Origin of the sequence: Vibrio sp. D417a, assembly GCF_030248595.1 — a bacterium.
In the GTDB taxonomy this organism is placed as follows: domain Bacteria; phylum Pseudomonadota; class Gammaproteobacteria; order Enterobacterales; family Vibrionaceae; genus Vibrio; species Vibrio alginolyticus.
In genome coordinates this window covers 39,086-51,393 of record NZ_JAHGAM010000003.1, presented here as the reverse complement: position 1 = coordinate 51,393, position 12,308 = coordinate 39,086, and the positions used below count along the sequence as shown (strand labels likewise).

At 44.9% G+C, this 12,308-nt stretch carries 20 protein-coding genes; 4 read left to right on the top strand and 16 right to left on the bottom strand.

Annotated elements, in window-relative coordinates; genetic code table 11:
* Positions 1 to 95: 95 nt before the first annotated feature.
* The gene (locus KI742_RS02615) at positions 96 to 674 is read left to right on the top strand and encodes a Crp/Fnr family transcriptional regulator (protein ID WP_033906009.1); all 579 of its coding nucleotides are present in this window, start codon (positions 96 to 98) and stop codon (positions 672 to 674) included.
* A gap of 54 nt (positions 675 to 728) precedes the next feature.
* Here KI742_RS02615 and dbpA read toward each other — a convergent pair whose 3' ends face one another.
* Entirely contained in the window at positions 729 to 2,108 is a 1,380-nt protein-coding gene (gene dbpA, locus KI742_RS02610; protein WP_005379583.1) for an ATP-dependent RNA helicase DbpA, read from the bottom strand.
* Between the two features lie 142 nt (positions 2,109 to 2,250).
* Here dbpA and KI742_RS02605 point away from each other — a divergent pair, with 142 nt between their 5' ends.
* The gene (locus KI742_RS02605) at positions 2,251 to 2,712 is read left to right on the top strand and encodes a GNAT family N-acetyltransferase (protein WP_167415719.1); all 462 of its coding nucleotides are present in this window, start codon (positions 2,251 to 2,253) and stop codon (positions 2,710 to 2,712) included.
* A gap of 91 nt (positions 2,713 to 2,803) precedes the next feature.
* Here KI742_RS02605 and KI742_RS02600 read toward each other — a convergent pair whose 3' ends face one another.
* On the bottom strand, positions 2,804 to 3,400 hold the full coding sequence (locus KI742_RS02600) for a LysM-like peptidoglycan-binding domain-containing protein (protein ID WP_017820296.1): 597 nt from the start codon (positions 3,398 to 3,400) through the stop codon (positions 2,804 to 2,806).
* 232 nt (positions 3,401 to 3,632) lie between these two features.
* Between KI742_RS02600 and KI742_RS02595 the strand changes: the two genes are divergently transcribed.
* Entirely contained in the window at positions 3,633 to 4,253 is a 621-nt protein-coding gene (locus tag KI742_RS02595; RefSeq protein ID WP_005383137.1) for an FKBP-type peptidyl-prolyl cis-trans isomerase, read from the top strand.
* Positions 4,254 to 4,406: 153 nt separating this feature from the next.
* Positions 4,407 to 4,886 (top strand): DUF2780 domain-containing protein, encoded by a 480-nt coding sequence (locus tag KI742_RS02590; protein WP_017820297.1) that lies wholly within the window; start codon positions 4,407 to 4,409, stop codon positions 4,884 to 4,886.
* 135 nt (positions 4,887 to 5,021) lie between these two features.
* Here the strand turns inward: KI742_RS02590 and rplQ are convergent, their stop codons facing one another.
* From rplQ to rpsN, 14 genes are all read right to left on the bottom strand, one after another.
* Positions 5,022 to 5,402, bottom strand: coding sequence for a 50S ribosomal protein L17 (gene rplQ / locus KI742_RS02585; protein ID WP_005383141.1), 381 nt, complete (start codon positions 5,400 to 5,402; stop codon positions 5,022 to 5,024).
* Positions 5,403 to 5,428: 26 nt separating this feature from the next.
* Positions 5,429 to 6,421: a DNA-directed RNA polymerase subunit alpha gene (locus KI742_RS02580; RefSeq protein WP_005383143.1), complete on the bottom strand. Its 993-nt coding sequence runs from the start codon at positions 6,419 to 6,421 to the stop codon at positions 5,429 to 5,431.
* Positions 6,422 to 6,445: 24 nt separating this feature from the next.
* The gene (rpsD, locus tag KI742_RS02575) at positions 6,446 to 7,066 is read right to left on the bottom strand and encodes a 30S ribosomal protein S4 (protein WP_005383146.1); all 621 of its coding nucleotides are present in this window, start codon (positions 7,064 to 7,066) and stop codon (positions 6,446 to 6,448) included.
* Between the two features lie 27 nt (positions 7,067 to 7,093).
* Complete coding sequence (gene rpsK / locus KI742_RS02570) at positions 7,094 to 7,483, bottom strand: 30S ribosomal protein S11 (RefSeq protein ID WP_001118870.1); 390 nt, start codon at positions 7,481 to 7,483, stop codon at positions 7,094 to 7,096.
* An 18-nt stretch (positions 7,484 to 7,501) separates the two neighbouring features.
* Positions 7,502 to 7,858: a 30S ribosomal protein S13 gene (gene rpsM / locus KI742_RS02565; RefSeq protein ID WP_005383154.1), complete on the bottom strand. Its 357-nt coding sequence runs from the start codon at positions 7,856 to 7,858 to the stop codon at positions 7,502 to 7,504.
* A gap of 149 nt (positions 7,859 to 8,007) precedes the next feature.
* On the bottom strand, positions 8,008 to 8,121 hold the full coding sequence (gene rpmJ, locus KI742_RS02560; RefSeq protein WP_000868186.1) for a 50S ribosomal protein L36: 114 nt from the start codon (positions 8,119 to 8,121) through the stop codon (positions 8,008 to 8,010).
* Positions 8,122 to 8,159: 38 nt separating this feature from the next.
* On the bottom strand, positions 8,160 to 9,494 hold the full coding sequence (gene secY / locus KI742_RS02555; protein WP_005379562.1) for a preprotein translocase subunit SecY: 1,335 nt from the start codon (positions 9,492 to 9,494) through the stop codon (positions 8,160 to 8,162).
* 20 nt (positions 9,495 to 9,514) lie between these two features.
* Positions 9,515 to 9,949, bottom strand: a complete 435-nt coding sequence (rplO, locus tag KI742_RS02550; RefSeq protein ID WP_005383155.1) for a 50S ribosomal protein L15 — start codon at positions 9,947 to 9,949, stop codon at positions 9,515 to 9,517.
* 5 nt (positions 9,950 to 9,954) lie between these two features.
* The gene (gene rpmD / locus KI742_RS02545) at positions 9,955 to 10,131 is read right to left on the bottom strand and encodes a 50S ribosomal protein L30 (protein WP_005379565.1); all 177 of its coding nucleotides are present in this window, start codon (positions 10,129 to 10,131) and stop codon (positions 9,955 to 9,957) included.
* A gap of 7 nt (positions 10,132 to 10,138) precedes the next feature.
* Positions 10,139 to 10,642: a 30S ribosomal protein S5 gene (gene rpsE, locus KI742_RS02540; RefSeq protein ID WP_004745894.1), complete on the bottom strand. Its 504-nt coding sequence runs from the start codon at positions 10,640 to 10,642 to the stop codon at positions 10,139 to 10,141.
* Between the two features lie 14 nt (positions 10,643 to 10,656).
* The gene (gene rplR, locus KI742_RS02535) at positions 10,657 to 11,010 is read right to left on the bottom strand and encodes a 50S ribosomal protein L18 (protein ID WP_005379568.1); all 354 of its coding nucleotides are present in this window, start codon (positions 11,008 to 11,010) and stop codon (positions 10,657 to 10,659) included.
* A 9-nt stretch (positions 11,011 to 11,019) separates the two neighbouring features.
* Complete coding sequence (gene rplF / locus KI742_RS02530; protein WP_005379570.1) at positions 11,020 to 11,553, bottom strand: 50S ribosomal protein L6; 534 nt, start codon at positions 11,551 to 11,553, stop codon at positions 11,020 to 11,022.
* A gap of 13 nt (positions 11,554 to 11,566) precedes the next feature.
* Positions 11,567 to 11,959 carry a 30S ribosomal protein S8 gene (gene rpsH / locus KI742_RS02525; RefSeq protein WP_005379572.1) on the bottom strand — a complete coding sequence of 131 codons (393 nt, stop codon included), beginning with the start codon at positions 11,957 to 11,959 and terminating at the stop codon, positions 11,567 to 11,569.
* A 29-nt stretch (positions 11,960 to 11,988) separates the two neighbouring features.
* Entirely contained in the window at positions 11,989 to 12,294 is a 306-nt protein-coding gene (gene rpsN / locus KI742_RS02520) for a 30S ribosomal protein S14 (protein WP_004410442.1), read from the bottom strand.
* Between the last annotated feature and the right edge of the window lie 14 nt (positions 12,295 to 12,308).

Below are 12,308 nucleotides of genomic sequence, written 5' to 3'. Positions count from 1 at the left end.
TTGATTTGACAGCAACACTAAGCGGCTCTCATGAGCCGCTTTTTTGTTATCAATAAAACCCGTTAAAATAAAGAAAACCGTTTCCGAGTTATCACATGCACAGCGATCTTTTTTCAGACTTAGTCAATCATGGCTTTTTAGAGACAGAAGCAAACCAACTTATTGAAAATGGTGAGTTGCTCGAACTGCCTACACGCCACATTCTTAATCACCAAGGAGAGTTGAGCTCACACCTTTACTTCATCATTGAGGGGTTATGCCACGCAAGCTATCTCACGGAGCACGGCAAAGAATTCAGTAAAGAATTTTATTGGGAGAAGGACTGGGTTATCGGGTTTGAGAGCATAATAAAGGACCAACCTTCGCCTTACTTATTGGAAACGCTGAGCGCTTGTCAGCTATTTTGCTTGCCAATTGAAACGTTGCATCACTGGCGAGCAGAAAAGCACGCCATTTACTTAAAGCTACTCGAAAACCAACTGGTTAATAAAGAGAATAAAGAACGCTTTATGTTGCTCTACTCTCCAGAGGAACGATATCAATTATTTTGCGCTCATTACCCAGATTTAAAGCAACGTATTACCGATAGTCAAATTGCGGCCTACCTGGGCATTACGCCAATCAGTTTGAGTCGAATCAAAGCACGCTTAACCAAAGATCACACTCTCAAATAAACTCAAAAAAGAAAAAAGCTCTTCAAACGAAGAGCTTTTTCTCTGCTATTTGAGCTATTTAAGAATTCGCGCCCGGAACTGGCGCCCTTTCATCTTGCCGTTACTAATGGTTTGTAGAGCCTTTTTAGCCACAGATTTTTCGACGGCAACATAAGCGCGCACAGGGAACAGGTGAATCTTTCCGACTTGAGAGCCTGGAATACCATTTTTTCCTGTCAAACAACCTAAAATATCACCCGGTCGTACTTTCTGTTTCTTACCGCCATCAATGTTAATCGTCACCATTTTCGCTTGGTATGGCTGCTGATTTGATTTGGCAGGCAATGTTGCTGGTACCACGTCCATCTCTAGGTATTCTTCAATACGAGCTACACGTAAACCGTCTTTCTCACCAAAAAAGCTGAACGCTAAACCTTTACTACCCGCACGACCTGTACGACCAATACGGTGCACATGAACCTCAGGATCGCGCGATAGCTCAAAGTTAAAGACAGCGTCAAGATTATCAACGTCCAAACCACGCGCCGCAACGTCTGTTGCAACAAGGATAGACACACTCTTGTTAGCAAACTGCACCAATGCTTGGTCGCGTTCACGCTGCTCTAAGTCCCCATGGATATCGATAACGCTGAATCCTTTGTGATGCAACTCATCTGCGACACTTTGAACTTCTTTTTTGGTATTACAAAAAACCACCGCGGACTCTGGTTGGTGAGTCAGCAGCAAATTCGCCAACGCTTCATCACGTGCTTCCGAGCCTTCAACTTTATAGAAGTACTGCGCAATGCTTGAGGTATCATGCGTCGATTCCACCTTAATCACTTCCGGTGTCTGCATTATACGCTGCGCAATTTGCTCAATTTTTTCTGGAAAAGTAGCACTGAAAAGTAGAGTTTGACGCTGCTTTGGCGCTGCATCGATGATTGCATCTAATGCGTCTTGGAAACCCATGTCCAACATGCGATCAGCTTCATCTAGCACCAAGGTATTCAGTTCGCTAAGATCAATTCGGCCTTTCTCAAGGTGATCCAAAATACGACCAGGTGTACCAACTAGAATATGCGCACCATGCTCCAGCGAACCAATTTGTGGCCCCATTGGCATCCCACCGCAGAGAGTAAGCACTTTAATATTATGAATGCCGCGACCTAAAGTACGAATTTCCTTCGCTACTTGGTCTGCAAGCTCACGTGTTGGACACAATACTAATGACTGGACACGAAAGCGTTTGACGTTGAGGTTCGATAAAACCCCTAAACCAAATGCAGCGGTTTTACCTGAGCCCGTTTTACCCTGCCCGATGACATCACGATGTTTTAGGATTGCAGGCAAGCTCAAAGCTTGAATTGGCGTCATGTGGGTATAGTTCAGGGAATCAAGTGTGGCGAGTAACGCTGGGTTCAGCCCAACTTGATCGAATGTTTGTTTGCTCACGGGGATATCCTCAGGTGAGATGGAAAGAGGGCACATTATCACCAGATTTGGTGGGAAAACCAGTGCTAATTAACCTTTGTTAATGAGTATGAGCTCAAAACAAAGTAAAGTCAGTCACTCTATTCTCACTACGGATAACAACATGCTCACTTGGATTACTTTGCCCTTTGCTCAGCTAACAACCACACAGCTGTATGAAATGATGAAATTGCGTGTGGATGTATTCGTTGTTGAACAAACCTGCCCTTATCCTGAACTGGATGGTAAGGACACGCTGGAAGGTGTTTATCATCTAATAGGCTATCACGGTGATGAACTGGTTGCTTGCGCAAGATTACTGCCCGCAGGCACTACGTATGACAATGTGAGTATTGGTCGAGTGGTGACAAAGCAGACCGCGCGAGGCGGTGGCTTAGGTCATAAGTTATTGGACAAGGCCTTGGCACAATGCGAAACATTATGGCCAGGACAGACAATAGATATAGGTGCTCAAGAACACCTCATCCAGTTTTATGCTAGTCATGGATTCAATGTTATCTCAGAGTGCTATCTTGAAGATGGTATCCCTCATGTGGATATGCGGAAAGAATCCGTAGCGCTATAAGCTTCAACTCGATTGGTTACTATGAAAACTAATCGCTATGAAAAACTGACTAAAAAGACGCGATATCTTCGCGTCTTTTCATTTGAAGCGTTTACTTGTTACGTCCAAAGGTCCCATCCGATAAACGGAAAAACATAACGGACCGCCCGCTTTTTTCCAGCTGTAGCATATCTAACTCACCTTCGTCACTAAGCTTAAAGCGAATCAATTGTCCCTGCTTTATTTGGCTTAGCGGCTTATCACTGCCTTCTATTTTGACCAGAGCGCTAAGATCCGCCATAGAGAGCTGATTACTTCTGAAAACCTGCGCTAATGTATCACCATTTTTAACCGTGTACTCTTTCCAGTCTTCAGATTTCGGTCCAGAGTTCTGAGAGGTTCTCTGCTGGCTTAAACTCTGCGCGTTCAGCTCAATCGCTACGCGTTGATGATCGACCTCAGTCTGCTCAACTGGTTGATCTGTTTTATTTGGCAAAGGAATGACAAGGAGTACCAGAATCAATGGCACTAAGACCATCAAAGCACGCTGATGAAATTTAGGCAGACGCAACCAAAACTGCTTAACAGGCTGTATACGCTCCAACCATTGCTCTTTGTTGAACGGCTGCTTCCAGTCGATAGCAGCGAATTTTTGTTTAACCAATTCGACATAGTCGACTTGCTGCTTTTTCTTTCTGCGACGATTCATTGTAATGAGTCCCTTAATACTTCTACGGTCAGTATAAAAATACCGACGCGGAGAGTATATGTTTTTCACCAAACTAAAATGGAATTGGGATTAAATTAGCAGAAATTTCACTTGGAGTAAGAGATAAGTCACAACCTGGCCGCCTCATTTAAGCATTCAGTCGCAATCATTTAAACCTAAGCTCGAAACTGATATCCTGTTACCTTTATCACTCCTAATAAGAGCGACATTCATGTCTGAAATTAAATTTGAAACTGCAGAACAAAAAGCAAGCTACGGCATTGGTCTGCAAATGGGTCAGCAACTTGCAGGCTCTGGTCTTGAAGGTCTTAGCGTTGATGCTATCGCAGCAGGTATTGCAACAGCACTAACTGGTGACATGCCATCAATCGAAATTGATGAAATCAACAAAGCACTACAAGAACTTCACACTCGTGCAGAAACAGCTCGCCAAGAAGCAGCAAAAATTGCGGCAGCAGAAGGCGAAGCGTTCCTAAAAGACAACGCTCTACGACCTGAAGTTAACGTTCTAGACTCTGGTCTTCAGTACGAAATCATTTCTGAAGGTACTGGTGCAGTTCCTACAGCAGAAAGCTCAGTTCGCGTTCACTACCACGGTGAGCTAACTGATGGTACTGTATTCGATAGCTCTGTATCTCGCGGTCAACCTGCTGAATTCCCTGTTACAGGTGTAATCAAAGGTTGGGTAGAGGCACTACAACTAATGCCTGTTGGCTCTAAGTGGAAGCTATACGTACCACAAGATCTTGCGTACGGTGAGCGTGGCGCTGGTGCGGCTATCCCTCCATTTGCAGCTTTAGTTTTCGAAGTAGAACTATTAGATATTATCTAATTGAAACCATTTTCAATTATGATTAAATAAAACGGCGCACTAGCGCCGTTTTTTTGTCTAAACTGAATAGACTTTCTCACCTCTGAACCTTTCACTCTGATAGCCTTTAAAAATAAAATCACTTTTAAAAAACGCTCAACCTTTGGAGGTACTATGCGTAAAACACTCCTAACTCTAGCACTCCTATCAATCAACATTGGTAGTGCGCACGCATTCTTAGATTCAGTCACTCAAAAAAGTAAAGAAAGTGGCCTGATGGACATGGTCGGCAGCAGCTTGAACACCGAGTCATCTCCATTAACAGACATGCTAACTAGCCAATTACCAGTATCCACTGAGCAAGCAGCCGGAGGCAGTGGTGCGCTACTCGCTTTGGCTCAAAGCCAGCTTTCGCAAGAAAATAGTAGTGAATTACAGTCTTTGATTCCTGGACTTTCAAACTTGCAAGGGGCACAAAGCTTACTAGGAAATATTGAGAATATCAGTGCAGTAAAAAGTGCATTCGATACGTTAGGTTTAGACCCATCTATGATCAGTCAGTTTGCTCCAGTAATCTTGGATTACTTGAACAAGCAAGGCGCTAGCGAAGGGCTTCTAAGTTCGTTGGGCGGGTTGTGGAATACTAGTAAATAAGCGCAAGTGATAATCACTTTTTAAATTGCCAGTCTGCATGGGTTGAAATAAATGCAGGCTGGATATAAAGGTTTACTGAATTACAGATACAAAAAAGCCGAGCTAATGCTCGGCTTTCTCGTTCTTACGAACTGATTACTCAGCAGCTTCTTCAGCAGCTGGGCGATCTACAAGCTCAATGTAAGCCATTGGAGCTTTATCACCAGCACGGAAGCCAGCTTTTAGGATACGAGTGTAACCGCCCTGACGAGCAGCAAAACGTGGACCTAGTTCGTTAAATAGTTTTGCAACTACTTCGTTGTCACGAGTACGTGCAAATGCTAGACGACGGTTAGCAACACTGTCAGTCTTAGCTAGTGTAATCAAAGGCTCAACTACGCGACGTAGCTCTTTTGCTTTTGGCAAAGTAGTCTTGATAACTTCATGACGTACTAGAGAGCTAGCCATGTTGCTGAACATCGCTTTGCGATGTGAGCTGTTGCGGTTGAGTTGACGACCACTCTTACGATGGCGCATGACCTAATCCTTCTAACTAGTATCGATTAATCTTCAGCGATTGATGCAGGTGGCCAGTTTTCTAAGCGCATGCCCAGAGACAGACCACGTGACGCAAGTACGTCTTTAATCTCAGTAAGAGATTTTTTACCAAGGTTAGGCGTTTTAAGTAGCTCAACCTCAGTACGTTGTACTAGATCACCGATGTAGTGAATCGCTTCTGCTTTCAGACAGTTAGCAGAGCGAACTGTTAGTTCAAGATCGTCTACAGGACGCAGTAGGATCGGATCGAATTCTGGCTTCTCTTCCTTCTCCTCAGGAACTCGTACATCACGAAGATCTACGAATGCATCCAATTGTTCAGCTAGGATTGTAGCTGCACGACGGATTGCTTCCTCAGGTTCTAGAGTACCGTTTGTTTCCATATCGATAACAAGCTTGTCTAGATCAGTACGCTGTTCTACACGAGCTGCTTCTACAGCGTAGGCAATTTTGTCTACTGGGCTGTAAGTAGCATCTACTAGTAGGCGACCGATAGGACGCTCGTCTTCTTCGTTATGGATACGCGCAGAAGCTGGAACATAACCACGACCACGTTCAACTTTGATACGCATTGCGATCTCAGCGTTGTCATCCGTTAGGTGACAAATTACGTGTTCAGGGTTAGCGATCTCTACATCACCATCATGGGTGATGTCACCTGCAACCACAGGGCCCGAGCCTGATTTGTTCAAAGTAATGAACACTTCATCTTTGCCTTCGGCAACGCGCACAGCCAAACCTTTAAGGTTTAGAAGAATTTCAAGAATATCTTCTTGAACGCCTTCTTTCGTGCTGTACTCATGAAGTACGCCTTCAATTTCTACTTCTGTTACAGCACAACCTGGCATAGAAGATAGAAGGATGCGGCGAAGTGCATTACCCAGAGTATGACCAAAGCCACGCTCTAATGGCTCAAGAGTTACTTTTGCGTGAGTCGAGCTGATTTGTTCGATGTCAACTAGACGTGGCTTAAGAAATTCTGTTACAGAACCCTGCATTGTGTCCTCTCTTTAGTTTAAACCTTACTTAGAGTAAAGCTCGACGATCAATTGTTCGTTGATGTCAGCTGATAGATCAGAACGCTCAGGCATACGCTTGAATGTACCTTCCATCTTGCCACCATCTACTTCAATCCAAGTTGGTTTTTCACGTTGTTCAGCAACTTCTAGAGCTGCTTTGATACGAGCTTGCTGTTTAGCTTTCTCGCGAATAGAAACAACGTCATTAGCCGCTACTTTGAAAGAAGGAACGTTTACAACTTTACCGTTTACTAGGATAGCTTTGTGGCTAACTAGCTGACGTGCTTCTGCGCGAGTTGCGCCAAAGCCCATGCGGTAAACTACGTTATCAAGACGACCTTCAAGAAGCTGAAGTAGGTTTTCACCAGTGTTGCCTTTTAGGCGAGCAGCTTCTTTGTAGTAGTTACGGAATTGTTTTTCTAGAACGCCGTACATACGACGTACTTTTTGCTTCTCACGAAGCTGAACGCCATACTCAGATAGACGACCGCGACGAGCGCCGTGTACACCTGGTGCGTTATCAATTTTACACTTGGTATCGATCGCGCGAACACCAGACTTAAGGAATAAGTCAGTGCCTTCACGACGGCTAAGCTTCAGCTTAGGACCCAAATATCTTGCCATGATTCTTCTCCAATTGTCCTAGAAACGTTATACGCGACGTTTCTTAGGTGGACGACAACCGTTATGAGGGATTGGTGTAGCATCAACGATGTTTGTGATGCGGAAACCAGCGGCGTTTAGTGCACGAACAGTAGATTCGCGACCTGGACCAGGACCCTTAACCATAACTTCCAAGTTCTTTAGGCCATATTCTTTAGCCATTTCAGCACAACGCTCAGCAGCAACCTGTGCAGCGAACGGAGTAGACTTACGAGAACCACGGAAACCAGAACCACCTGCAGTAGCCCATGCAAGAGCGTTACCTTGACGGTCAGTAATGGTTACGATTGTGTTATTGAAAGAAGCATGGATGTGCGCAACGCCATCTGCAACTTGCTTGCGTACGCGCTTACGAGCGCGAGTTGGTTGTTTAGCCATTGTACTCTACCTTCCCGATTATTTCTTGATCGGCTTACGCGGACCCTTACGGGTGCGAGCGTTGGTTTTAGTACGCTGTCCACGTAGTGGTAGACTGCGACGATGACGAAGACCACGGTAACAGCCAAGGTCCATAAGACGCTTGATGTTCATAGATACTTCACGACGTAGATCACCTTCTACAGTGTACTTAGCTACACCATCACGCAGTTGATCGATCTGCTCTTCAGTTAGTTCACTGATCTTAACATTTTCAGCAATACCCACTTCAGCTAGGATAGCTTGAGAGCGAGTTTTACCGATGCCGTAGATCGCTGTTAGAGCGATTACTGCATGTTTCTGATCAGGAATGTTAATGCCTGCTATACGGGCCATTATTCACTCCTAAGTGTTTCTATAAAAGAATTAGCCGCAGCAAAGCCCGTTATGGATACGCTGCGGAATACTACTTCTTTTGCACGCAAAAGGTAGGCCGAGGAATATACTCGACCCAACCTTCATTTTCAAGTAAAAATTTCTGCTAATTAGCCTTGGCGCTGTTTGTGCTTTGGCTCACTGCAAATCACGCGAACGACACCGTTACGCTTGATTACTTTACAGTTACGGCAGATTTTTTTAACGGAAGCACGAACTTTCATTGCTAAACTCCGTAAATGAAACTGAGTCTACCGCCGGATTAACGGCCGTAGCCTTTCAGATTCGCTTTCTTCAACACAGAATCATACTGTTGAGACATCAGATGAGTCTGTACCTGTGCCATAAAGTCCATAATTACAACAACTACGATTAGTAGCGATGTACCGCCGAAGTAGAAACGTACGTTCCACGCGACCATCATGAACTCGGGAATCAGACAGATAAAGGTAATGTACAGTGCACCAGCAAGGGTTAAACGTGTCATTACTTTATCAATGTATTTCGCTGTCTGCTCACCTGGGCGGATACCGGGTACGAATGCACCAGACTTCTTCAAGTTATCTGCTGTTTCACGCGGGTTGAAAACCAACGCCGTGTAGAAGAAACAGAAGAAGATAATTGCTGCTGCATAAAGCATTACATACAACGGTTGACCAGGGCTAAGAGCCAAAGACACGTCAGTTAACCAACCGAACGCGCTGCTCTCACCGTTTTGACCAAACCACTGAGCCAATGTTCCTGGGAACAAGATAATACTTGATGCAAAAATCGCTGGAATTACACCTGCCATGTTAATTTTAAGAGGCAAGTGCGAGCTTTGCGCAGCAAACACTTTACGACCTTGTTGACGTTTCGCATAGTTAACGACGATTCGGCGTTGACCACGTTCCATGAAAACAACGAAGTAAATTACTGCAAAAGCTAATACCGCGATTAGCAACAGAAGAAGTACATGCAATTCACCTTGACGCGCTTGCTCGATTGTTTGACCGATTGCAGAAGGCAATCCAGCAACAATACCTGCAAAAATCAGTATCGAAATACCGTTACCAATTCCGCGCTCTGTAATTTGTTCACCTAACCACATCAAGAACATGGTACCGGTTACTAAACTTACGGTAGCAATTAGCGTAAACATGGTTTGGTTGATAACAACCAGATTGTCGACCATGTTTGGTAGGCCAGTTGCAATACCTATAGCTTGGAAGGTTGCAAGTACAAGCGTGCCGTAGCGTGTGTATTGGCTTATCTTACGACGGCCTGCTTCACCCTCTTTTTTGAGTTCAGCTAACGCTGGATGAACTACAGTTAGCAATTGGACAACAATAGATGCCGAAATATACGGCATGATGCCCAATGCTAATATAGATGCACGCTCAAGAGCACCACCGGAGAACATGTTAAACATTTCAACGATGGTACCTTTTTGCTGTTCGAACAAATCGGCAAGTACAGCAGCGTCAATACCAGGAATCGGCACAAAAGAGCCGGCTCGGAATACTAAAAGTGCACCAATTACGAATAACAAGCGCGACTTTAGTTCACTTAAGCCGCTCTGAGCACTACGAAAATCTTGTCCTGGTTTCTTAGCCATCTGTACCTCGTTCCTCGAGATTATTCCTCGATTTTACCGCCTGCAGCTTCGATTGCAGCTTTAGCGCCTTTAGTCACACGTAGACCTTTAACAGTCACTGCTTTGTTGATTTCACCAGAAAGAACAACTTTTACAAATTCGATGTTCTTAGTGATGATGTTAGCAGCTTTAAGACTGTTTAGATCAACTACGTCACCAGAAACTTTCGCTAGCTCAGCTAGACGAACTTCAGCAGACACTAGGCTCTTACGAGAAGTGAAACCGAATTTTGGTAGACGTTGTTTCAGAGGCATCTGACCGCCTTCGAAACCTGGACGAACACTGCCGCCAGAACGTGATTTTTGACCTTTGTGACCACGGCCACCAGTTTTACCTAGGCCTGAACCGATACCACGACCTACTCGCTTCGCAGAAGTTTTCGCGCCAGCAGCCGGTGCTAGAGTATTCAAACGCATTCTGATTACTCCTCAACTTTAACCATGTAGTAAACCTTGTTGATCATACCGCGAATACACGGAGTATCTTCAAGTTCTACTGTGTGGTTGATTTTACGAAGACCTAGACCGCGCAAAGTAGCTTTGTGCTTTGGCAGACGACCAATTGAGCTTTTAGTTTGAGTTACTTTAATAGTTGCCATGGTGTTCTTACTCCGAAATAGATTCAACAGTTAGACCACGTTTAGCAGCAACCATTTCTGGTGACTTCATGCTACCTAGTGCATCGATCGTTGCACGAACGATGTTGATAGGGTTCGTAGAACCGTACGCTTTAGATAGTACGTTGTGTACACCAGCAACTTCTAGTACTGCACGCATCGCACCACCTGCGATAACACCAGTACCTTCTGCAGCAGGCTGCATGTAAACTTTAGAGCCCGAATGGCGACCTTTCACTGGGTGGTGAAGAGTGCCTTCGTTTAGAGCGATCGTAGTCATGTTACGACGCGCTTTTTCCATTGCTTTTTGAATCGCTGCAGGTACTTCACGAGCTTTGCCGTAACCGAAACCTACACGACCGTTACCGTCACCAACTACTGTTAGTGCAGTGAAGCTCATGATTCGACCACCTTTAACCGTTTTAGAAACACGGTTAACTGCGATTAGCTTTTCTTGCAAATCATTCGCTTGAACTTGTTGTTCTTTAGCCATCTTCCAACCCTACCTTAGAATTTCAGACCAGCTTCGCGAGCAGATTCTGCTAGCGCCGCTACTCGACCGTGGTATTGGAAACCAGAACGATCAAATGCAACTGCAGTTACGCCCTTCTCTAGAGCGCGCTCAGCAATAGCTTTACCCACTGCTTTAGCTGCATCAACGTTACCAGTGTATTTCACTTGCTCACGGATCGCTTTTTCTACAGTAGAAGCTGCTGCGATAACCTCAGAGCCGTTAGCCGCGATAACCTGTGCGTACACGTGACGAGGAGTACGGTGTACAACTAGGCGAGTCGCACCCAGTTCTGCAATCTTACGACGTGCACGTGTAGCACGACGGATGCGAGATGCTTTCTTATCCATAGTGTTACCTTACTTCTTCTTAGCTTCTTTAGTACGCACATTTTCATCTGCGTAACGAACACCTTTGCCTTTGTATGGCTCAGGCTCACGGTAAGAACGAATGTCAGCCGCAACTTGACCAACTAGTTGCTTGTCAGCACCAGTGATCACGATTTCAGTTTGGCTTGGACATTCAGCTTTAATACCCGCTGGCAACTCGTGCTCAACTGGGTGTGAGAAGCCTAGTGTTAGACCTACAGCGTTGCCTTTGATAGCAGCACGGTAACCTACACCTTTAAGAGTTAGCTTCTTAGTAAAGCCTTCAGTAACACCAACAACCATGTTGTTAACTAGAGCGCGAGCAGTACCTGCTTGAGCCCATGCGTTAGCAACACCTTCTTTAGGACCGAAAGTCAGGTTATTTTCTTCCTGAGCGATTACAACTGCGTTGTTAAGAACGCGAGTTAGTTCGCCTTTCGCACCTTTTACAGTGATTTCTTGGCCGTTTAGTTTCACCTCTACGCCAGCTGGAATAGCGACAGGTGCTTTTGCAACACGAGACATAGTCTACTCCTTATTAAGCTACGTAAGCGATGATTTCACCACCAAGACCTGCTTTACGTGCAGCGCGGTCTGACATAAGACCCTTGGAAGTAGAAACGATAGCAATACCAAGACCACCCATTACAGAAGGAAGTTCATCTTTCTTCTTGTAAACACGTAGACCTGGACGAGAAACACGTTTAAGTTGCTCGATTACTGGTTTAGCTTGGAAGTACTTAAGTGTAACTTCTAGCTCAGGTTTTGCTTCGCCTTCAACAGCGAAGTCAACGATGTAACCTTCAGCTTTTAGTAGTGCAGCAATTGCAACTTTAAGCTTTGAAGAAGGCATTTTTACAGCAACTTTGTTTGCTGCCTGACCGTTACGAACGCGGGTCAGCATATCCGAAATCGGATCTTGCATGCTCATATGATTTACTCCAAATGATTAAGTGGCAATTACCAGCTAGCCTTACGAAGACCCGGAATCTCGCCTTTCATGCAAGCTTCACGAACCTTAATACGGCTTAGACCGAACTTACGTAGGTAACCGTGTGGACGACCAGTTTGGTTGCAACGGTTGCGCTGACGTGATGCACTTGAATCACGTGGAAGAGATTGCAGTGTAAGAACCGCGTTCCAACGATCTTCTTCAGATGCGTTTACATCGCTGATGATAGCTTTTAGCGCTGCACGCTTTTCAGCGAACTTAGCTACTAGCTTCGCACGTTTTGCTTCACGTGCTTTCATTGAATTTTTAGCCATAACAGTAACCCTTC